Consider the following 20,939-nt stretch of genomic DNA (forward strand, 5'->3'; position numbering starts at 1 on the left):
TCCCGTCATAGCCTCCAACGGTCAACGAACCCGGGCGTCGCCGCCCGGGGCACTACCCGGGCAGGCGGATCGCCGGCGGCCAGGTCGAAGCCGGACCAGGCACCCGAGGCACTGCGCAGTGGTGGCGTCCGTCCCAGTACGTCAAAGGACGAAACGGCGGCTTCCGCGCACATGCGCTGCAGATTCCGACGCGGACCAAGACAGGCATCTCCGCAGTATCGGCGTTCCACCGGGCGGCCGGCTTCGTCGAACACGAAAGACATTCATGAGTGATCCGGTGGACCGGTTCTCTCCCAGGGAGGTTGTCAGCGTGCCGGGATACGGTGGGGCGCATGCATACCGGAGAGGGCTCGCCGGCCCGTGCTGATGGTCGGCTGGTGTTCCGGACCAAGCTCCCGGGCAGCGGTTTGTGTTCGGTGGCCGTCACGGAGTCGGACGGTCGGCCGGTGCTGCTCACCGGGGCTTTCGAAGGCGTCACGATGTGGGACGTGTCGGACGGGCAGTTGGCGGGTCGTCGCCTGCATGGTGACCTGGGGGAGGTCAGGGTGGTGTCCTTCGCGGTCGTCGACGACCGTCTGGTCGTGGTGACCGCCATGGACGAGGACGCCGTCGTCTGGGGCGACGAGGGTGAACCGGTGGATGATCCCCGCTTCGATGTGTGGGACGCGGTCACCGCCGAGCATCTCTGTTCGTTCGAACGCCCGGACGGTGAGCCCTTCGGCTACCCGGCCCACGCGGCCTGCGTGGAGGGCGAATTCGGAGACCCGCGTGTGGCGGTGGTGCTCGCCGAGCGGGAAGGGCCCTTTCACGTCTGGGACCTGGAGAACTACCACGAACTGCGCGCGGAAGGACAACGGCACGTCCCGGCGGTTGCATGCGCTCGCGTGCACGGCGTGCCGGTCGCGGTGACCGCGGGCGACGACGGCCTGATGCGAATGTGGAGCACAGAACTGTTCGCCGATGGCGAGATCGGTGATCCGTGGCCCTGCGGCGCCCTTGGGCAGGTCAACGCACTTGCGGTCGGCCACGTCGACGGCCGTGCCGTCCTGGTGGCCGGAGGCGACCAGGTGGGCCTGTGGGACCTCGCCACGCGCACCTCGATCGGCCAGCCGACGGCCCTGCACGACACCTACGTCACCGCGGTCGGCACCGGCCGCCTCCGCGGACGGCCGGTCGCAGTGAGCGGGGACTTCCACGGCACCATTCGCGTGTGGGACCTGTCCACCGGCGAACCGTGGGGTGAGCCGATGAGCAGCGGTCGGTGGAAGGTGGACGCGGTGGCCGCCGCCGACGCCGGAGGCCGCGCGCTCGTCGCGTCCGCCTCCTTGCACGGGATCGTTTCGGCATGGGAACTCCCGGCGGCGTGACTGCGGCACGGGCAGGGGGGACGACTAGGTTCCACCCTGTCGAGGTACTGGTCGTATGCGGTGCCGCACGGGGGCCGTCGTCTGGGCGTAAGTGTCGACCCGCGGCACCTCGCCGCCATACGCACCATTGCCGCGACTGTTGTGACTGCCGCCGGGCTCGTGCTCGCGTGGTGTGCCGGAGTGTGCGGAGTCGGGCCCGCCTCGCCGCCGTGCCGATCAACTCCCTTGTTGTGGGGGCGGCTGAGATGGGTCTTCAAAGCGGTTCGAAGCCGCGGTGGTCTCTGCTGTTTCGTCCCGCAGGGCGGGGAACGACTGCCATGCTGTGGCACGCAGCCGTTCCCGCGGCGGCATGGGGTGGGGGGAAGGACACGCTCTTGTTCGACGACTGGAAGAGAATGGAACGGGCCGTCGGCCGCCGGACCGTGGTGCGTTACGGCATGGTCGGACTGCTCGGTATGGCCGCGGCCGCATGCGGCTCGGGCGGCGGGAAGTCCGACAAGGCGGCCGACGGCTCGGTCGGCCCGGCGGGCGCGCCACCGACGACGTTGGCCGGACATGCCGTCGACGCGTTCGTCCGCGGCACATGGAACCTGAGCATCACGCCCAAGCCGAACTACAACTACACCACGCTCACGGTGGCGGACGGACGCTGGAGCATGACGACCCCGCCCGAGGCCGAGGACGGGGCCGGCACCCCGCGCATTCGCGAGGAGTCCGGCACCTATTCGCTCGCCGGGGGGACACTGACCGTCACCAAGGGCGAAGACACGGACACGGACATCCGTGCCACGGGCGTTCCCGGCCAGGTCGCCGACTCCGCCAAGGCCACGGTCACCTGGGTGTACGGGGAAGAGCGCGGGGCACGCGGCACGTTCCCGGTGGACGTCACATGGGACGGCACGACCCTGACCGCCCGCAGACCCGACACCGGCCGTGGGGAGGACTTCGTCCTCAAGGCGACCCGGGCCTGAGGGCCGACACGGAGCGACGGCCTGCGCACGACCGCCAAGCCGGCGGTCCAGTCTTCCGGGGCTTGCCCCGTCCACTCGTACCCGGTCGGCGGGAGTGAGAGCCGGGGCCGAGCGTTTGCCCGGCTCGCCGGTCTCGTTGAGATTCCCGCGATCGCTTGAGCGGACGTCCAAGACCCGCCTCGGGGCGGGCGACGGATCCTCCCAGTGGGCCACGAAATCCGTGACGTCGCGCATCTGGTTGAGGACCGGCTTGCCCGCCGTCGTAGGGAACAGCGGGAGCTCTTCCCAGCTTTCGACTCTCGCAATTGCCATGGCCCCCTTACGGATCGTCGCCCACAGGCAGTCGGCCGGTTTGCCTCGTGCGCCGTAGTGCATCCGCGCCACTTGTCCGCGGACCGGTGTTCAGACCGGTCCGTAGAGAGCGCTTTCGGCGCCTGTGGCCAATGCCCAGTAGCGGTCTCCATAGGACCAGTGCCACCATTCGGGCGGGTAGTTCACGAACCCGGCGTCGCCCATCGCCACCGCCAGAAGCCGTCGGGTCCGGCGTGCGGTGTCGGAGATGTCCGCGGCATCCATGGGACACGAGGCCTCGGCGCCGAAGCGGTGCCCGTTGACCGGGCCGCCCATGTCCAACTCCGCGCCGCTGTCGTCCACGAGCGTCACGTCTACCGCCGCCCCGGCGCAATGCGGGGCCACCTCGACCGGGGACACGAATGCGCTCGTCCGTACCCGTAGTTCCGTGGGGTCCGTGACGCCTGACTGCCGGAGCTTGTCCGCGTAGGCGTCGAACCGACGCTGTTGTTCCGCCCGGCTGCGACGCCCCTCGACGATGAGGAGCGCCGTGTCGGCGGGCAATGCCGCCGCCACCAACCGCAGCCGGTCCAACACGCCAGACCGCACCTGGCTCCACACTCCGTGGATGTCCTTCTCTCGGTCGTCCAGGCGGAGGGATGCAACGTCGGTGACCTGAACGAGCGGCTCACCGCACTCACGGACAGGAACGGACTGCACCCGCGGATCGCTGAGCAGGATCATGGGCGACCAACCTACCCAGCACGAGTCACCGGAGCAGCACGCTGCGTGGATCGCGTCGCAAATCGGCTATCCACCAGGGGGCACTGCCCAGCAGTGCAGCCGCGCCACCGCAGCCGAGCACATCACCTACGCGGCAGCTGGCAGCCCGAAACCGCGCTGTCCGGCGCAGCAGTCCCTGCGAGCCCATGTCCGAACCACCTGGCTGCTCCTGACCATTGGGAGAGTGGCTGGTTGAGCGTTCATGGGCGTGGGGATCTCGGGGGTTGTCGTGCTCGATGAAGTTCTCCTCAGACAGCGTGTTCCTGTGCCTGCAATGACTCTCGCCGTGCCGGGTCTGGGCCTGACAGACGCGGCGGGTGGCCCCGTCCGATCGCTCGGCTAAGGTCACCTGACCACATGCGATGACGGTGATTCGGACGAGGTACGCGATGAGTGGTGTCGGGGTTGATTGGCTGGAGGACTCGACGTTCCTCGAGTTCGGCTACTGCGTGACGTTCGCGCGGGGGTTGGACGCTGTCGAGCTGCTCCGACGCATGGGCTGTGACGTGGCGACAGCCGCCATGAAGACCCGGATCGACGCCAACCACTGGATCGAGGATCTCCTTGACGACGGCCACCCGGATGTCGGGGACAAGGAATGGGTGATCCGTGCCGGCGAGTCCGACGGGTGGGCTTTCGCGGTCGAGGATGGCGGGATCCGCGGCATCGACGAAGAGGTGCTTGTTGAAGTTTCGGCAGGCACGGTCGCGATGAGTATCTTCCGCAACGTCAACGCGGTGACGGTGTTCAGCTATGCGGAGTCCGGGCTCGTGGTGTGCCAGTACGAGTCACCGCTCCAGCGTGGTGGCAGCGACCCCGACCGGCTGGTGCCGGAGCTGATCCGTGCGGGGGTGTTGTGTCCGGGCGGGGATATGCCCGATCTCGGGATCGCCGAGGAGCAACGGCTGACCCTGCGGATGATGCATGCCGAATTCGGAGTCACGCTGCCGCAGGAGACCGTCGAGGACGGTGAACTGCTCGCCGCCATGATTTGAGGTCAGACTGTCCGGGCACAGCCGCTCGATGTTCTGTCGGGCAGGGCCCCACCGGTGCCAGGCAAGCTGGTCCACGTGTGCGTGAGGCTCTTGACCCTCACGTGGCGTCAGGTTGGATAGTCGGTGCCGTGGAGGATCACTGGACCGTGGGACGCGTGGCCGAGCGGGCCGGCGTGAGCGTCCGCACGCTGCATCACTACGACGAGATCGGGCTCGTGCGTCCTTCGGCGCGGACCGCGGCCGGCTACCGGGCCTACGCGGCGGACGACGTGGAACGGCTGCGGGAGGTGCTGGCCTACCGGCGGTTGGGTTTCGGGCTGCGGGAGATCGCGGAACTGATCGGCGACCCGTCCACCGACGCGGTCGCGCACCTGCGCCGACTGCGCGGCTTGCTGCTGGAGCGGCGTGATCGCGCCGATGCCATGGTGGCGGCCATCGACAGGGAACTTGCGGCACGGGCGAAGGGATTGAACGTGACGCCTGAGGAGCAACTGGAGATGCTCGGCGTACGGCTGTACGACGCGATCGGCGGCGCCTACACCGTGACCCGGTGTACGGAACCGCGGATCGCCGCGCAGATCTGGGACGCGCTCGGGGATGCGCAGACCGTGTTGAACGTCGGGGCCGGCACCGGCTCCTACGAGCCCGCTGATCGCGACGTGACCGCGGTGGAACCGTCGGCGGTCATGCGGGGGCAGCGGCCTGCCGGCTCGGCGCGGTGCGTGGCGGCGGCTGCGGAGAACCTGCCGTTCGAGGATGGGTCCTTCGACGTCGCGATGGCTGTCTCCACCGTTCACCACTGGGAGGACCCGATAGCGGGGCTGCGCGAGATGCGGCGCGTGGCCGGCCGCGTGGTGGTGCTCACGTTCGACACCGACGAGCCCGGATGGCAGGACCGGTTCTGGCTTACCCGCGACTACCTGCCCGAGTTCGCCGCCGTCCTCGCGCAATTCCCGTCCCTGGCCGGGATGGCCGACGCGATCGGCGCCCGCGCTGAACCGGTGCCCATCCCGTGGGACTGCGCCGACGGCCTGTTCGAGGCGTACTGGCGTCGGCCGGGGGCGTATCTGGAGGATCACGTGCGCCGTGCGATGTCGGTGTGGACCAGGGTCGGGACTCAGACCGAGCAGCGGACGGTGCAAAGCCTCAGCGAGGACCTCGACTCCGGTCGATGGGCCGAGCGCAACAGCGACGTTGTCGACCTTGCCGAGGCAGACCTCGGCCTCCGCCTGCTCGTGGCTTGAAGCGCACGCAGGTTGATGGTGTTGTGGGAAGGACAGGATCGGCGCCGCGGCCCGGCCTGCCCAGGTCGATCGCCGAGCTCCGCGGGTTGATCTGCGCGCGCTCGTGCACGCATCGCAGGCCGGTCACGGGCGTGGAGGCCCTCGGTCCATCGGGTGAGCAGACCGGCGGCGCCGAGGAAGACGAAGCTGATCGGCGAGTTCCAGGCGCCGGCGATGGCGTGGCGAGTGGCAGGTCCAACACGGCGTCGAGCATGAGGCCGTTGAACACGAGGGAAGTCGCCGGCACGTGTCCTGGTTCGGGTCTGTCGCCGCCTTGCGGAGCGTAAGCAGGTGCAGTCGAGGAAGGGACCGTGGCGTCCCGGGCGTGGGCGGCGCTCGACGGCGACGCGGGCCCGACGCGGGCTGCCTTCCGGGTCCGGGTGCGTATCGTCGGTGTAGGGAAAAGCGGATACGCGGGGGCAACTGCGGGCTGGGTTGACTGCCGGGATGTTCTGTTGTGAATCGGCTCGCGTGGCGGCCTGGGCTCTGCGCTGGGATCGGAGGGCGCGGGTATGGCGCTGAGGGTTGCGCGGATCAGTGCTGCCGAGCATCTGGGGTTTGTGCGGGGGCGGCGGTCGGTCAGCTTTCTGCAGACGCCGGGGTGGGGGCGCGTCAAGACCGAGTGGCGCAGCGAGTCGCTCGGCTGGTTCGACGGTGGGGAGCTGGTCGGCGCAGGGCTCGTGTTGCATCGGCCGGTGCCGCGGTTCGAGCGGTTCACGTTGGCGTATGTGCCGCAGGGGCCGACGATCGACTGGGCGGGTGACATCGCCGCGTGGCTCGACCCGTTGGCGGTGTGTCTCAAGGCGCAGGGGGCGTTCGCCATCCGGCTCTGTCCGCCGGTGCGTACGGACACCTGGAGCGCCGCCGAGGTCAAGGACGGGATGGCCGCTCCTGGGGTCGGGCGGCTCGCCGAGGCGGCCGGTGGGCGCGTCGACGCGGTCGGCAGCCGCGTGGCGCGGTGGCTGGGGGACGCCGGGTGGCTGCCGCAGAGTCCGGAGGACGGATTCGGCGTCGGCCAACCGCAGTTCACGTATGAGATTCCGTTGGCGGGGAGGACGGAGGACGACCTCCTCAAGGGGATGAACCAGGTCTGGCGCCGCAACATCAAGAAGGCGGAGAAGGAGGGAGTGGAGGTCACGGCCAGGGGGGTGGGCCGTGGCGGTGTCGACGGCGGTGCGTTCGGGGCGGAGCTCAAGGCGTTCCACGAGCTGTACATGCACACGGCCGAGCGCGACCACTTCATGCCGCGTCCGCTGCGCTACTTCGCGACCATGTTCGCCGAGATGGGCGCCGAGGATCCGGAGCGCATCAGCCTCTATCTGGCCCGTCACCAGGGCGACTTGGTCGCGGCGACCATCCTGGTCAGGGTCGGCGGCCACGCGTGGTACACGTATGGGGCCTCCTCCACCGCAAAGCGCGAGGTGCGCGGCTCCAACGCGTGCCAGTGGGCGATGATCCGCGATTCGCTGGCGGCCGGCTGCGATGTGTACGACCTGCGCGGCATCACCTCCACCCTCGACGCGGACGACCCGCACGTCGGCCTGATCCGTTTCAAGGTCGGGACCGGCGGCCGGGCGGTGCGGTACGTCGGCGAGTGGGATTTGCCGCTGCGGCCGATGGTCTACCGGGCCTTCGACCTGTACATGCGGCGCCGATCGCGCTGAGGCCGACCGCGGGCGGGGGAGGGGGCGGGGAGGGAGCATTCACGGCATCGCGCCCGGCCCACGTGCGCCGTGCGGCATCGCGTCCACTCCCGCCCCACGCCTCTTCCGCGACCAATCCCTCTTCCGCAACTAAGTGAGTGCAGCTGCCACTTCGTCGAGGCGCGCGCCGCGGGAGGCCTTGATCAGCACCACGTCCCCGGCCGTGAGGTGACCGCGCAGCCAGCCCACCGCCACGTCGTTGTCGTCCAACGGCACCGCCCGTTCGCCGGCGCCCTCCGCGATCGTGCGGGCGGCGGCGCCGACCGTGACCACCGTGTCGGCACGCGACGCGGCGTACTTCCCGACCGCGAAGTGCTCCGCGTCGCTTGCGTCGCCCAGTTCGAGCATCTCGCCGAGGACGGCGATACGGCGCCTGCCCTCGACTGCCGCCAGTGCGTCCAAGCCGGCGCGGGTCGAGTCGGGGTTGGCGTTGTAGGAGTCGTTGAGCAGCACCGCACCGCCGGACAGCCGACGCGGTTCCATGCGCCACTCGGACACCGACGCACCCGCCAACGCCGCTGCCGCTTCGTCGAGGGATACGCCGGCCGCCAGGCCCGCAGCCACGGCGGCTGCCGCGTTGAGCGCCTGGTGAGCGCCCACAATCGGCAGCCTGACGGGAACCGAGGCGCCCGCGGTCCGCAGCGTGAACGACGGACGGCCGCACCGATCCAGCGACAGGTCGTGTACGCGAACGTCGGCGTCCTGCGCCCGGCCGAATGTCAGCACCGGGCCGCCCGTGAGCGTCCGCATCGCGGCGACGCGCGGATCGTCGGCGTTGAGGACGGCCGTGCCGCCGGCCGCCAGCCCCCGCACCAGTTCTCCCTTGGTCCGGGCGATGGCCGCACGCGAACCGAACGCGCCGAGGTGGGCTTGCGCGACGTTGAGGACGACGGCGATATCGGGGGCGACCAAGCCGGTGAGCGCCGCGATGTCGCCTTCCCGCCGGGCTCCCATCTCCAGGACGAGGAACCGCGTGGCCGCGCCGGCGCGCACCATGGTGAGCGGCACGCCCAGCTCGTTGTTGAACGAACCGGCCGTGGCGATCGTCGGCGCGGCGCTCGACAGCACGGCCGCCAGCAGGTCCTTGGTACTGGTCTTGCCCTGCGAGCCGGTGACTCCGGCTACCATCAGCCCGCCGCGCAGCCGCGCCACGACGTGGACGGCGAGCGCCTGCAGCGCAGCCCGGACATCGTCGACGACCACCGTCGGCAGCGTGGTGCGCCGGGAGCCGAGCACCGCCACGGCACCCGCTCGGCCCGCCTGTTCGGCGAAGGCATGGCCGTCGGCGTGTTCGCCCGCGAAGGCGACGAAAAGGCTGCCCGGCGTTGCCTGCCGGCTGTCGAGGACGGCGGGTGCGGCCACGGTCACGGCATCCACGTCGGCGACGAGGCCGGGCACGGCCGTACCGCCGACGACATCGGCGATCTCCCGAAGAACGAGGGGGAGGACTCCCGGGCTCGGAGCGGCCGCCGATTCGGGCTCGGCGAGGCGGACGGCGGCGCGGGTGGGATTTTCGCTGGAGGTCATCCCTCCAGACAATTCGTCGTGGTGTTGCGGGTTCGTATGCGGTTTTCGATACGCCGAGGATACGGGGTCGAGTCCGCGCCCGAAATTCGATGTAAGCCCCGCCCGACGCTACGCGCAAGTAACTTATCGCCGGAATATCCGGAATCCCATACGGAGCGACAACGCTCCACCGGCTTGACTGAGCGCATGGCCCACCGCGAACCAGCACCGCCCACTATCCGCCGTACCCGATCGCCGGCGCCTTCTCGTGCCGTCACGACGCCGGGAATCACCGTCTACGGATGCGAGCCGGACGAGACCGCCTTGTTCCGGAAGTTGGCGCCGCGCTTCGGCATCAAGCCGATCGTCACCGGCGAACCGGTGTCCGAGGCCAATGCCGATCTGGCGCAAGGAAATCGATGCATCAGCATCGGCCACAAAACTCGGGTCGAGAACCCGACGTTGCTCGCGCTCGGTCGCGCCGGCGTCGCCTACATCTCCACGCGCAGTATCGGATACAACCATATCGATGTGGCGTACGCGAAGAGCCTCGGTATCTCCGTGGAGAACGTCGCGTACTCGCCCGACAGCGTGGCCGACTACACCCTGATGCTCATCCTGATGGCGGTACGCCACGCGAAGTCCACCATTCGGCGCTCGGATCTTCACGATTACCGGCTGCACGAAACGCGTGGGAAGGAACTCCGCGACCTGACCGTCGGCGTCGTCGGCACCGGGCGCATCGGCACCGCGGTCGTGGCCAGGCTGCGTGGTTTCGGGTGCCGCGTACTGGCGTACGACACTCGCCCGACGACCGCTGCGGATTACGTTGCGCTCGACGAACTCCTGCGGGTGAGCGACATCGTCACGCTCCATACACCGCTCACCGCCGACACGCGGCACCTCCTCGGTCGCCGCCGTATCGGCCGGATGAAGCCCGGCGCATTCGTCGTCAACACCGGACGCGGTGCTCTTCTCGACACCGAAGCCTTGGTTTCGGCGCTGGAAAGCGGCCGATTGGGCGGCGCGGCCCTGGACGTCCTGGAAGGCGAGGAAGGAGTCTTCTACGCCGACCGGCGAGCCACACCGCGGACGGGATCGACGTTGGCGCGATTGCAGCAGATGCCGAACGTGGTCATCAGCCCGCACACCGCCTACTACACGGAGCACGCCCTCTGCGACACCGTGGCGAATTCCCTCGCCAATTGTCTGGCATTTGCGCGGGAGCACGGCGATCGCAGCGATCGACGAAAGGACGTACAGGCATGACCGGCAGGCTCAAAGTAGGCATACTTTTCGGGGGATGCTCCGAAGAACATGCCGTTTCCGTCAAATCCGCCCGCGAGGTCGCACGGAACCTCGCCGCCGCCAAGTACGAGCCGTTCTATGTCGGGATCACCCGGAGCGGCGTCTGGAAGCTGTGCGACGGCCCGGATGAGGACTGGGAGAACGGCGATGGCCGGACGGCTGTCCTGTCTCCGGACCGAAGCACGCCCGGCCTGCTCGTTCTGGCGGACGGGAAATACGAAACGATCGGCCTCGACGTCGTCTTGCCCGTGCTGCATGGCAAGTTCGGCGAGGACGGCGCCGTGCAGGGCCTCCTGGAGCTGTCCGGAATCCCGTATGCGGGGTGCGACGTGCCGAGTTCCGTGCTGTGCATGGACAAATCCCTCGCGTACCTCGTCGCCGGAAGCTCCGGAATCGCCACCCCGAATTTCCGGATCGTCACGGGAGGCGAACCCGTGGACGCGCACGGCCTGAACTATCCCGTTTTCGTGAAGCCGGCCCGTTCCGGGTCGTCGTTCGGGGTCGGCAAGGTGTCCTGCGAAGCAGACCTGCCGGAAGCTCTGGAGTCGGCACGCCGGTATGACACGAAGGTGCTGATCGAGGAAGCCGTCACGGGGAAGGAAGTGGGATGTGCCGTCCTGGGCGACGGCCGGTACCTGACGGTCGGCGAGGTGGACCATATTGCGCTGTCCCACGGATTCTTCCGGATCCATCAGGAAAGCGCGCCGGAGTGCGGTTCGGAGAACTCGACACCCGTCGTCCCGGCGGACATTCCGCCGGATGAGCGCGCGCTCGTCCGGGAGACGGCGCAGGCGGTTTACCGGGCCTTGGGCTGCCGCGGGCTGTCGCGCGTGGACATGTTCCTCAAGGACGACGGCACGGTGGTCCTCAACGAGGTCAACACCCTTCCCGGCCTCACCTCGTACAGCCGTTTTCCGCGCATGATGGCGGCCGCGGGACTGCCGCTCGCCGAGGTGATCGACCGGCTGCTGTCGTCGGCTCTGGAGAGGGCGGGCCGATGAAGGACGATTTCGTTTTCGTGGACGAGCATGTACGCGGAATCCGCTGGGACGCCAAGTATGCGACCTGGGACAACTTCACCGGCACACCGGTGGACGGGTATCACGTCAATCGGATAGTCGGCACCACCGCGTTGTGTGCCGCCCTGGAACGGGCGCGCGAGCAGGCCGCCTCCCTCGGATTCGGCCTGCTGCTGTGGGACGGCTACCGCCCGCAACGCGCTGTCGACTGCTTTCTGCGCTGGTCGCGACAGCCGGACGACGGCCGGACGAAGCGGCGGTACTACCCGAACATCACCAGGCCCGGAATGTTCGCCAAGGGATACGTCGCCGCCAAATCCGGCCACAGCCGGGGCAGTACCGTCGACCTCACGCTCTATCACCTGGGCTCCGGCGAACTCGCGCCCATGGGTGGCGGCCACGACCTGATGGACTCGGTCTCCCACCACGGAGCGCCCGGAATCACGCCGGAGGAGGCGCGGAATCGTGATTGCCTCCGCGCGGTGATGGAGAGCTGCGGGTTCAGCGCATACGACTGCGAGTGGTGGCATTACACGCTCGAGGGCGAACCTTACCCGGACACCTATTTCGACTTCCCCATCGCGTAGTCGCGCCACCCGTTGATGGCACCCGTCCGAAGGCAGCCGTCTGTAGGCACTCCGTCTGAAGGCACGCATCTGAAGGCGCCCATCGCACAGGGGGCCGAACCTGGGCCGCTATCCGCGGCCCGCCGCTTCGGGTTCGGCCCCCGGCCGCGCGTCGATGCGGTAGCCGACGCCCGGCACCGTGGTGATGATCCACGGTTCGCCGAGTCGCTTGCGCAGTGCCGAGACGGTGATGCGCACGGCGTTGGTGAACGGGTCGGCGTTCTCGTCCCACGCGCGTGCCAGCAGCTCCTCGGCGCTGACGACGCCGCCCTCGGCGGCGACGAGGACGTCCAGCACGGCGAACTGCTTCCTGGTCAGGGCGACATAACGGCCGTCCCGGTAGACCTCGCGGCGGAACGGGTCGAGCCGCAGGCCCGCGATCTCGCGTACCGGGGGCCTGTTGTGGGCGCGCCGGCGGTCGAGCGCCCTGAGCCGGAGCACCAACTCCCGGAGTTCGAACGGCTTGGTGAGGTAGTCGTCGGCGCCCAGCTCGAATCCGGAGACCTTGTCGTCGAGACGGTCGGCTGCGGTGAGCATGAGGATCGGCATGCCGCTGCCGGAGGCGACGATGCTCGCGGCGATCTCGTCACCGGTCGGCGCGGGCACGTCGCGGTCGAGTACGGCGATGTCATAGCTGTTGATACTCAGCAGTTCCAGAGCGGTGGTTCCGTCACCCGCGATGTCGGCCGCGATGGCCTCCAAGCGCAGGCCGTCGCGGATGGCTTCCGCCAGATAGGGCTCGTCCTCGACGATCAACACGCGCATGCTTCTTGATGGTACGAGCCGCTGCATATCGCCCGCATATGCAAAACCCCATGGGTGCCGGCAGCGCCGCTTCGCCTCGGACCGCGCCGTCCTACGGACCTCGATCCGGAATTGCTCAGGACGTTCCCTGCCGATCGGCGGCCGCAGGCAGGGCGACCGTGACGATGAGGCCTCCCGTGGGGAGGGGGGTGAGGTCGAGCGTCCCGTCGTGGGCCCGCACGATGCTGTGCACGATGGCCAGTCCGAGGCCGACGCCGGCGTGGTCGTCGGTACCGGCCCGGGTGCGTTCCGCGCCGCGCTGGAACGGTTCGGTGAGGGTCGGCACCAGATCCGGCCGGAGCGGCCGCCCCGTGTTCTCGACGGACAACAGGGCGCTGCCGTCCCGCAATCCGGTGCGGACGGTCACGGTGCCGCCCGCGGGAAGATTGTGGACGATGGCGTTCTGGACGAGGTTGGTGGCCATCCGCGCGACCAAGGCCGCGGAGCCGAGCGCGGGTGCCCTGTCGCCGGTGACCTCGAGCGTGACCTGGCGCTTTTCGGCGAGCGGGAGCAGCGTTTCGGCGGCTTCTTCGGCGATGAGGGACAAGTCGACGGGTCCGCGGCCGATGTTCGTACGGTCGCTGCGGCTGAGCAGCAGGAGGGCTTCGGTGAGTTCGATCGCCCGCGTGTTGACGGTGTACAGACGTTCGATGATCTCGCCGACGTCCCGCGTGGGGTCGTTGCGGGCCACGTCGAGCAGCGTCTTGGAGATCGCCAACGGGGTACGGAGTTCATGCGACGCGTTGGCGGCGAATCTGCGCTGCTCGCCGACGTGGGATTCGAGCTGCTCGAGCATGGTGTCGAACACGTCCGCGAGTGCGTGGAATTCGTCGGTGCGGCCCTGCATGCGGATCCGGTGCGACAGAGACCCGTTCGCGGCCATCCGGGCCGCGTCGGCGATCCGGGTCAGGGGCGCCAGCATCCGGCCGGCCAGGAACCACCCCCCGACCAGGCCGAACACGACGAGGAAGCCCAGCGCGACACCGGCGGCGGGGATGAAGCCGCGCAACAGGACGGGGCGGCTGGGTCCGGTGATGATCAGGACGGCGCCGACCTCTTTGTAGTCGTCGGGGTCGTTGCGGCCCGGCACCCAGCGCAGCACGAACACCCAGAACACGGCCAGCATCAGTGTTCCGGCGAGAACGACGAAGCCGGCGTAGCTGAGCGTGAGCTTCAGCCGGGTGCTGAGTCCGGGTCGTCGGTCGACGGGCCCCTCCGGGCGCAGGCGGGACTCGTCCTCCAGGCTCGGCTCGCGCATAGCGGGAGCCTAGGCAACGGGACGTATCGCCGGCGTATGCGAAACGCGGCTGCGCGGCGTGGGACCGACAGGTCGGCCGGCAGTGTTATCGGGCGGAAGGGGCGCGGTTCGCGGGGGGTGTGGAGCAGGGGCTGTCAAGGAGCCCGGCCATGGCGTCGACGAGGTGCTCGACGACGTCTGCGTCGTCGATGCCGCCGTGAGCCGTCCAAGGGGCGCGGGCGCGGTCGAGGTTGGCGAGCGCACGCACCGTGGATTCGGCGGCGAGCGCGAAGCGGAACCAGCGCACTGCCTCGGGTATGTCCGGCAGGGCCCGCTCGAGCAGTGGGGCGAACTGCTTGTGCTGAGGCTGGAAGGCCGCGCTGGTCATCGCGCGCAGCTCCGGCGAGGCGCCCTGGATCACGACGATGAACGACAGGTACGCGCGGCGGGTACCACGACCGTCGAGCGCCATCGCGGCGAGCGGCCGCACCCAGGCTTCGGCGATGTCGCGCGAGGTGACCGTGTCGCGGCGCATCGCGGCGTCGAACAGCGGACGACGGCATTCGGCCATCTCTTCGACGCGCCGCTCGACGAGGGCTTTCACGAGGTCTTGCTTCGACCCGAAGTGGTAGCGGACGGCCGCCACGTTCGCCCCGGCGGCATCCGTGATGGCCCGAACCGACGCGGCTTCGATACCGCGGGTGGCGAAGATGCGCTCCGCGGCATCCAGGAGCCGGGTCGACGTGTCGTCACGCTCGCGGAGAGTGCGGTCGCCTGGCATGGCCACACCATAAGGCAAAAACGATCGTTTCAAAATTTAAAACGATCGATTGACAGTGCATCGGGGTGGAGCTACGTTCCCGCCCATGGCAACCTCACTGACTGTCACTCCCCTGGGGAGTTCGTTTGGTGCGCGTGTCCGCGGCGCCGACCTGCGCTCGGCACCGTCGGACGAGTCCGTCGACGAGATCAAGGCGTTGCTGGACGAACACCTGGTGCTCGTGTTCCCCGACCAGTTCCTGGACGACACCCAGCACTTGGCGTTCGCTCTCGCGTTCGGCCGGCCTTACATCCACCCCGCGGCGCGTGTCATGGGGCGTACCGAAGCACGGGTCGAGCACATCGTCGACAGCGTGGACCAGCCGCCGTACCAGGACCGGTGGCACACCGACGTCAGCTGGGACGTCGAGCCCCCGACGTACGGCACCCTGCGGGCCTGCGAGATCCCGCCGCGCGGCGGGGACACGATCTGGGTCGACATGCGCGCCGCGCACGACGCGCTGTCGCCCCTCATGCAACGGCTGATCGCGGACCTCGAAGCCTGGCACGACATGGGCGCGGGACGGTCCTTCGCCGGCAAGGCCGGCGAAGATGTCGCCTTGCGCATGCGCGAGTTGTACCCCGGGGCGACGCACCCGGTCGTCGATGTGCATACGGGCAGCTCGCGGCGCTACCTCAACGTCAACAAGGAGTTCACGCGGCGCATCCTGGGGATGACGCCGGACGAGAGCGACGGTGTGCTGCGTGTGCTGGTCGACCACGCCGCCAACCCCAACTTCCAGATACGCCATAGCTGGACGCTGGGCGACCTGGTGATCTGGGACGAACGCTGCACGCAGCACTTCGCGGTCGCCGACTACCTGCCCGCCCGACGCGAAATGGCCCGCGCCGCGGTACGCGCCGCGAGCTGACCGACGGGACGTTCAGGAGCACAGCCGTCCGCGTTGCCGTGTCCAAATTACGCCGCCCGAGGACGCCCGGCACAGTACGGAAGGCCGCTGTGCGCGGATGCGTTCGCCCCCGCCGACCGCCTGCCTAGGCTGGGTCACTCCGAGAGAGCCGGTAACTTCCGGAATTCACAGGCTAGTTGGGGGCGTCGGGATGGCCATGGCGGGTGCACCGAAACTGCGTTGTGCAGGAGTGGCGGCGGCCGGGGCACTGCTCCTGGCGAGCGGTGGGACGGGAGCCGCGCACGCGGCCCCGGCCGACGTCCCGAGTACTGCCCAGTCGGCTACCGCGAGCACTGCCAAGGGCACCACCTACTACGTCGACGCAAGCCGCGGCTCGGACGACGCCCCTGGGACCTCCGCCAAAACCGCGTGGAAGAGCCTCGCAAGGGTTGAACGAGCGGCGTTCAAGCCCGGCGACACCGTGGCGTTCAAACGTGGCGGGAAGTGGTCGGGGCAGCTCACCCTGCGGGGCGACGGCACGGCGCAGCAGCGGATCACCCTGACGTCCTATGGGCTGGGCAGCCGTCCCCGCATCTCCGGCGGGGCGGACTGCCTCGACGTGCGCGGGTCGTACTGGGTGATCGCCAACGTGCAGGTGTCCGGCTGCGGTTGGGCCGGGGTCGAACTGCGCGGGTCGTACAACGTGGTCGCCGGGGTCCGGGCCGAGAAGAGCGTCGCGGGGGTCGTCGTCGACGACCAATCGCACCACAACACCATCCGAGACAGTCAGATCGTCGGCAACGACAGGATGGTGGCCGGCAGGAACGGCCCCGACGACGACGCCGGGGCTTTCGGGATCCTGCTCAACGGCGACGACAACCTGGTGCGCCGCAACCTCATCACCGGCAGCAGCGCGCCCAGCCCCGACTACGGGCAGGACGGCGCCGCCGTCGAGATCTACAACGGCGACCGCAACCGCGTCGACTTCAACGTCACCCGGCAGAACGACACCTTCACCGAACTCGGCCACGCGCCCGGCAAGACCGCGGCCGGCAACGTGTTCGCCTACAACGTCGTGACCTCGTCTCTCGAATACGGATCGTTCCTGGTCACCCGCGGCGCACAGGACAAAGGCCTCGGCCCGGTGGCGAACACCCTGGTCGAGAACAACTCCGTGTATCTGACCGGCGCGAAGACCGAAGGCTGGACCTGCTACGCGGGCTGTGCGCCGGGCATCCTCAAGCTGCGCAACAACGTGGTCAAGGTGGGCGCCCGCACCGGCTGGGAAGACGCCAAGGGCGCGGACGAGGACACCGGCGTCTACGCGGGCGGTCGCGGAACCTTCACCCCCGGACCGCGATCGGCCTTCGTCGAACCACAGTTCGTGAGCGCCACCGACCTGCACCTGCGGACCGGTTCCCCCGCCGCAGGCAGAGCAGGGGAGCCGACGAAGTACCACACGGACGCGGAAGGCAAGCCGGTGCCGACCGACGGGCCGCGGGTCGGGGCGTACCAGGAAACCCGCTGAGTGGCGCGACGGGCATCGGCCTGCAGCCCTGCTCCGACTGACGGTCCCCGAACTGCGGTATCCGCGACAGTCGGGTCCGGTCGGGTCTACATGGTGTTGACGATGAGGCCGATGTGGGTGAAGTAGTTGAGGGCGCCGAAGGCGAGGAAGGCCAGCCCGGCCAGGCCCCAGCAGACACCGACGACGGTGCGGACCGGGGCGGCTCCCCGGCGCAGCGCCAGGGGGAAGAGGATCGCGCCGAGGCCGAGCAGAACGTACAGGCCGGAGATGAAGGTCGCCTCGAGCATCGGGTGGTCGGCGAACTCGCCGGAGATCGGCTCCTCTTCGGGTGCCGCGAACAGCGTGTACTTCCACCCGGCCGCCGCGATGCCGAAGCACGCCAGGCCGGCGCCGAAGACGAAGACCGAGATGGGCGCGGCAAGCCGGGACACGGCGAGCAGCCGTTCCTCCACCGCTCCGGGCTCGGCGAGCACGGCACCGCGTTTCCAGAGGAACATGGACGCCGCAGCCAGCAGAACACCGAAGACGAAGCTTGGTTCGCCGAAGATGATGTTGTCGAACGGGAATCCCTGCCCGGCCAGCGGCCACGTCAGCGTCATGTGGATGCCGGTGACCAGCAGCACGAACGCCAGCGCGCCGAACGCCATCGCCCACGCGTCCGGGACGATGGGCTTGCCCTTGACCAAGTACCAGCCGAGCGCCACCACGAGCAGCAGCCCGGCACCACCCGCCAGCGACATGACGGTGTTGTACGTCGGCATACGGGCCCAGTCGATCTTCAGGCCTGCGGCGAGGAGCATGTCGGGCTGTGAGGTGCGCATGGCGCGGAATCTATGGTCATTTCTTGCCAATCCCGGCAACCAAAAGACGTATGTCTCCGATTTCGATCGATAGTGCATTCATCTGGCGTATATCGATCGACTCCCCACGCGGTCATGTGCGGACACCGACCACGCCATAGGCGTTGGCCCGGCATACAACACGGCGAGGCCATGGTGTGGTTCGCCGCGCTGATGGCGCCGGCCCAGCGTTACGGCTTCCACCGTCCACTGCCGGCCCGGGTCTCGCTGTCGCTCTTCGGCGTTTCGGCGGCGGGCCTGCGGCTGTGGCCGGGCCGCCGCCGCGTTCCATGCCCAGCCGCACGCGCCGATCTCCCTGCCGTTCCCCGGTCGTGGTGCACCTGACGTACTCCTGACGCCTGAGATCCGCGGCAAAGCGCGGGCCATGTCGATGTGTGCATGATGCAACGATGAGTCGATTTCATGAGACCGAGCAGGCATTGGCTCACGTCGTGGCGCAGGGGCGTTGTCTGGGAGCGGCACTTCGCGTGCTGCACGAGGGCGCCGAGGCCCTCGACCTTGCCGTCGGCGACGCCGATGACACTGATGCGATGGCGGCAGGCACGGTCGTGCCGTGGTTTTCGGCATCGAAACTGGCGGCGACCGTGGCTGTCGCCCGCGCGTGGGAACTGGGCCTGCTGAATCCACACGACCGCGTTGCAGAGCACCTTCCGGAGTTCGCCGGGCCCGGCAAGGACGATATTCGGATCGTGCACCTCCTGACCCACACGGCTCCGTTGCGAACCGTCGACCGCGAGGTCGGCCGACGATTCGCCGATGGCAGGCGGGCCCTGCTGGAGTTGATCCTGAAAGGTGATGCCGACCCTGATTGGACGCCCGGCACCCGAGCGGCCTACCTCGGCCACACCGGGTATCTGCTCCTTGACGAAATCGTGCGACGAAGCAGCGGCCGGCCGTTCGAGGACTTCCTGAACCAACGCGTCACCGTGCCTATGGGGCTGGCATCACGACTGGGCGGTCCCCCCGGCGCCGACGTGGTGGATGTGCCGTGGTACGGCCCGGCAGAACTGGCCTCCCGTGTGGCGCGCTTCGACGTCGGCATGCGCTACCCCAGCGCTTGTATGGCGGGCCCGTTCGGCGATGCCGCGGAGATCTGCGAGATGGTCCGCCAGGGTGGGACACGGCACGGTCGACGCATCCTTTCGCCTGAGACCTGCACTGCCCTCGTGACCGATCAGCGACCGACCACACTGGTCGACGAATCCGCCGGGCGCGTGCGCCGCTGGGGACTTGGCATGGTCCTCGCTGCGGAGAACTTCGGTCCTGCCGCACCTGCGTCGTTCGGAGCGTTGGGCGGAACGGCGTGCCTGGTCTTCGCAGACCCGGAAGCCGGCCTCACAGTCTCCCTGTATTTCAACGGGAACACCGGTGCCGCCGACAGGCTGAGTCGTGACCGGCATGTCATCGATGCGCTCTACCGCGACCTCCAGCGGCTCGGACTGCGGCCCTGAGCACCGCGTTTGCCCCCGTACCGGGGCCCGAGGAGCGGTGACAGCCGGCGTGGGGGCTCGCCTGTGGGCCGGTTTCGCCCAGACGAGCCCCTACGGCCGGGTGCGCAGTCCCGCACGTGGCGGGTCAGGTGGTCGTGCCTCGCTGTTCGTAGGCGGCGGCGATCGCCTGTGCGGCGCCGCGGGCTTCCACGGTGACCTCGTTGACCACCAGACATCGCGCCGATGACCCGATCGGCGGTCCGAGCCGAACCACTGGCTATCCGATGAGGAAGTCCGCCACGAGCGGAGTCGCGACGGAGGCGAACTCCTCGAAGTAGGCGTGCCGGGCCTGAGGGATGAGATGCAGCCGCGCGCCGGGAATCCGCTCGGCCAACAGCGGGGCGTTCGCAGTCGGATTGAACCGGTCGTCGGTGCCGTGTACCACCAGGGTCGGCGCCACGATCGATGGCAGGGCGTCCCAGCTGTCGTGACGCCCGCTGGCTCGGAAATGGTGGCGACGGGCGTACTCCGGCATGTCGGGGTCACCGAGTGTGGTGAAGGGGCCGGCATTGCGGGCCAGCCACTGCGGCGAGTACATGAGGTCCAGGAGGGCGCGAGCCGGCGCACCGGGGGTGGGGTCGGCGAGTGCCCTGCGGACGTCCGGCCCGCGTTCGATACCGTGCTTGCCGCCGGGCGAGGTGCAGCCCAGCACGAGTCGGCCCACGCGTTCGGCGTGGTCTACCGCGACCCACTGGGCAACACGGCCGCCCATGGACGTCCCGTACACGTGCGCGCGACCGATGCCAAGGTCGTCCAGCACGGAGACGACGTCCGCGGCGAAGCGGCGCGTGCTGTACGCGTCAGGGGACCGAGGTTTGTCGCTGCGGCCGGTACCACGGTTGTCGGTCGCGACGACGGTGAAGTCGCGCGCGAAGTCGTCCCGGACACTGTCCCACCAGTGCAGCGAGTTGGACTGCCCACCGAGCAGCAGCAGGGGCTGGCCGCTGCCGTGGACCTCGTAATGGATGGCAACGCCATCGGATGCTTCAGCGAAGGGCACGTGTGAACGCAACGCGTGCAGGCCCAGCATTCATCCACGGGGTATGCGACGCAGGGTGGAGGATCCCGGGCTCCGGACCCCGCTGGACACCGTCGACGTGCAAGGCAAGGCGGTCACCGCCAATGCCCTGCACACCCAACACGCCCACGGCGTCTACCTGATGAGCCGAGGAGCCCACGACATCGCTGTCGTCAGGCGGAACCACCCGACCCTCTACGAGTGGGTCAAGAACCTGCCGTGGCGGGACATCCCGCTCACCCACCACACCCGCGACCGTGCCCACCACCGCGACGAGATCCGCCGGCTGAAGGTCACCGCGTCCTCCAGCCTCGACTGCTTCGGCACTCCGCCCCGTGCCATGGCGGGCCTGCCCAACCTTGCCATCAGCGTCTTCCCCCAAGACGGCCGGACCATGATCGCCGCCGCACTCCGCCACACCGCACGCAACGCCCGCCGACCCCGGCAAGTCCTCAGGCTCGATTGACGAATCCGGACAGG

General features: G+C 69.0%; 20 protein-coding genes. 12 read left to right on the forward strand and 8 right to left on the reverse strand.

The genetic code is table 11. The features are described from left to right. The first annotated feature begins 332 nt into the window (after nucleotides 1–332). A complete protein-coding gene (locus ABEA93_RS13505; protein WP_345675716.1) occupies nucleotides 333–1,367 on the forward strand; it encodes a WD40 repeat domain-containing protein in 1,035 nt (344 codons plus the stop codon). Nucleotides 1,368–1,684: 317 nt separating this feature from the next. Continuing rightward, nucleotides 1,685–2,338: a hypothetical protein gene (locus ABEA93_RS13510; protein WP_345675717.1), complete on the forward strand. Its 654-nt coding sequence runs from the start codon at nucleotides 1,685–1,687 to the stop codon at nucleotides 2,336–2,338. Nucleotides 2,339–2,740: 402 nt separating this feature from the next. Here ABEA93_RS13510 and ABEA93_RS13515 read toward each other — a convergent pair whose 3' ends face one another. Next, nucleotides 2,741–3,373, reverse strand: coding sequence for a M15 family metallopeptidase (locus tag ABEA93_RS13515; protein WP_345675718.1), 633 nt, complete (start codon nucleotides 3,371–3,373; stop codon nucleotides 2,741–2,743). A 428-nt stretch (nucleotides 3,374–3,801) separates the two neighbouring features. Here ABEA93_RS13515 and ABEA93_RS13520 point away from each other — a divergent pair, with 428 nt between their 5' ends. The 3 genes from ABEA93_RS13520 (at nucleotide 3,802) to ABEA93_RS13530 (ending at nucleotide 7,354) form a co-directional block, all read left to right on the forward strand. Further along, the gene (locus ABEA93_RS13520) at nucleotides 3,802–4,407 is read left to right on the forward strand and encodes a DUF6461 domain-containing protein (protein WP_345675719.1); all 606 of its coding nucleotides are present in this window, start codon (nucleotides 3,802–3,804) and stop codon (nucleotides 4,405–4,407) included. A 146-nt stretch (nucleotides 4,408–4,553) separates the two neighbouring features. After that, a complete protein-coding gene (locus ABEA93_RS13525) occupies nucleotides 4,554–5,651 on the forward strand; it encodes a MerR family transcriptional regulator (protein WP_345675782.1) in 1,098 nt (365 codons plus the stop codon). Nucleotides 5,652–6,202: 551 nt separating this feature from the next. Next, on the forward strand, nucleotides 6,203–7,354 hold the full coding sequence (locus ABEA93_RS13530) for a lipid II:glycine glycyltransferase FemX (protein WP_345675720.1): 1,152 nt from the start codon (nucleotides 6,203–6,205) through the stop codon (nucleotides 7,352–7,354). Nucleotides 7,355–7,483: 129 nt separating this feature from the next. Here ABEA93_RS13530 and ABEA93_RS13535 read toward each other — a convergent pair whose 3' ends face one another. Continuing rightward, nucleotides 7,484–8,920: a UDP-N-acetylmuramoyl-tripeptide--D-alanyl-D-alanine ligase gene (locus ABEA93_RS13535; RefSeq protein WP_345675721.1), complete on the reverse strand. Its 1,437-nt coding sequence runs from the start codon at nucleotides 8,918–8,920 to the stop codon at nucleotides 7,484–7,486. Nucleotides 8,921–9,106: 186 nt separating this feature from the next. On the opposite strand from ABEA93_RS13535, the gene ABEA93_RS13540 reads away from it, so the two are divergent. From ABEA93_RS13540 to vanX, 3 genes are read left to right on the forward strand one after another with little or no spacing between them, the layout of a single operon-like run. Further along, nucleotides 9,107–10,168, forward strand: a complete 1,062-nt coding sequence (locus ABEA93_RS13540; RefSeq protein WP_345675722.1) for a D-isomer specific 2-hydroxyacid dehydrogenase family protein — start codon at nucleotides 9,107–9,109, stop codon at nucleotides 10,166–10,168. Then, on the forward strand, nucleotides 10,165–11,208 hold the full coding sequence (gene vanA / locus ABEA93_RS13545) for a D-alanine--(R)-lactate ligase (RefSeq protein WP_345675723.1): 1,044 nt from the start codon (nucleotides 10,165–10,167) through the stop codon (nucleotides 11,206–11,208). Before ABEA93_RS13540 ends, vanA begins: the two co-directional genes overlap by 4 nt. Continuing rightward, nucleotides 11,205–11,813, forward strand: a complete 609-nt coding sequence (gene vanX, locus ABEA93_RS13550) for a D-Ala-D-Ala dipeptidase VanX (RefSeq protein ID WP_345675724.1) — start codon at nucleotides 11,205–11,207, stop codon at nucleotides 11,811–11,813. The genes vanA and vanX overlap by 4 nt, the downstream gene beginning before the upstream one ends. Before the next feature lie 108 nt (nucleotides 11,814–11,921). Here vanX and ABEA93_RS13555 read toward each other — a convergent pair whose 3' ends face one another. From ABEA93_RS13555 to ABEA93_RS13565, 3 genes are all read right to left on the reverse strand, one after another. Then, nucleotides 11,922–12,617 (reverse strand): response regulator transcription factor, encoded by a 696-nt coding sequence (locus tag ABEA93_RS13555; protein ID WP_345675725.1) that lies wholly within the window; start codon nucleotides 12,615–12,617, stop codon nucleotides 11,922–11,924. A 115-nt stretch (nucleotides 12,618–12,732) separates the two neighbouring features. Continuing rightward, nucleotides 12,733–13,914 carry a sensor histidine kinase gene (locus ABEA93_RS13560; protein ID WP_345675726.1) on the reverse strand — a complete coding sequence of 394 codons (1,182 nt, stop codon included), beginning with the start codon at nucleotides 13,912–13,914 and terminating at the stop codon, nucleotides 12,733–12,735. Nucleotides 13,915–13,999: 85 nt separating this feature from the next. Beyond that, the gene (locus ABEA93_RS13565) at nucleotides 14,000–14,674 is read right to left on the reverse strand and encodes a TetR/AcrR family transcriptional regulator (RefSeq protein WP_345675727.1); all 675 of its coding nucleotides are present in this window, start codon (nucleotides 14,672–14,674) and stop codon (nucleotides 14,000–14,002) included. Nucleotides 14,675–14,759: 85 nt separating this feature from the next. On the opposite strand from ABEA93_RS13565, the gene ABEA93_RS13570 reads away from it, so the two are divergent. Both ABEA93_RS13570 and ABEA93_RS13575 read left to right on the forward strand, forming a co-directional pair. Beyond that, nucleotides 14,760–15,584 (forward strand): TauD/TfdA dioxygenase family protein, encoded by an 825-nt coding sequence (locus ABEA93_RS13570; protein ID WP_345675728.1) that lies wholly within the window; start codon nucleotides 14,760–14,762, stop codon nucleotides 15,582–15,584. A 196-nt stretch (nucleotides 15,585–15,780) separates the two neighbouring features. Further along, entirely contained in the window at nucleotides 15,781–17,091 is a 1,311-nt protein-coding gene (locus tag ABEA93_RS13575) for a right-handed parallel beta-helix repeat-containing protein (RefSeq protein WP_345675729.1), read from the forward strand. 86 nt (nucleotides 17,092–17,177) lie between these two features. Here the strand turns inward: ABEA93_RS13575 and ABEA93_RS13580 are convergent, their stop codons facing one another. After that, on the reverse strand, nucleotides 17,178–17,912 hold the full coding sequence (locus ABEA93_RS13580) for a DUF981 family protein (RefSeq protein WP_345675730.1): 735 nt from the start codon (nucleotides 17,910–17,912) through the stop codon (nucleotides 17,178–17,180). A 428-nt stretch (nucleotides 17,913–18,340) separates the two neighbouring features. Here ABEA93_RS13580 and ABEA93_RS13585 point away from each other — a divergent pair, with 428 nt between their 5' ends. Next, complete coding sequence (locus tag ABEA93_RS13585; protein ID WP_345675731.1) at nucleotides 18,341–19,402, forward strand: serine hydrolase domain-containing protein; 1,062 nt, start codon at nucleotides 18,341–18,343, stop codon at nucleotides 19,400–19,402. 124 nt (nucleotides 19,403–19,526) lie between these two features. Here the strand turns inward: ABEA93_RS13585 and ABEA93_RS13590 are convergent, their stop codons facing one another. Together ABEA93_RS13590 and ABEA93_RS13595 are read right to left on the reverse strand one after the other, a co-directional pair. After that, nucleotides 19,527–19,655: a hypothetical protein gene (locus ABEA93_RS13590; protein ID WP_345675732.1), complete on the reverse strand. Its 129-nt coding sequence runs from the start codon at nucleotides 19,653–19,655 to the stop codon at nucleotides 19,527–19,529. Between the two features lie 3 nt (nucleotides 19,656–19,658). Beyond that, nucleotides 19,659–20,471, reverse strand: a complete 813-nt coding sequence (locus ABEA93_RS13595; RefSeq protein WP_345675733.1) for an alpha/beta fold hydrolase — start codon at nucleotides 20,469–20,471, stop codon at nucleotides 19,659–19,661. A gap of 13 nt (nucleotides 20,472–20,484) precedes the next feature. On the opposite strand from ABEA93_RS13595, the gene ABEA93_RS13600 reads away from it, so the two are divergent. Continuing rightward, the gene (locus tag ABEA93_RS13600) at nucleotides 20,485–20,925 is read left to right on the forward strand and encodes a hypothetical protein (RefSeq protein ID WP_345675734.1); all 441 of its coding nucleotides are present in this window, start codon (nucleotides 20,485–20,487) and stop codon (nucleotides 20,923–20,925) included. Nucleotides 20,926–20,939: the final 14 nt, after the last annotated feature.

This window comes from Yinghuangia aomiensis (assembly GCF_039542225.1).
GTDB lineage: Bacteria > Actinomycetota > Actinomycetes > Streptomycetales > Streptomycetaceae > Yinghuangia > Yinghuangia aomiensis.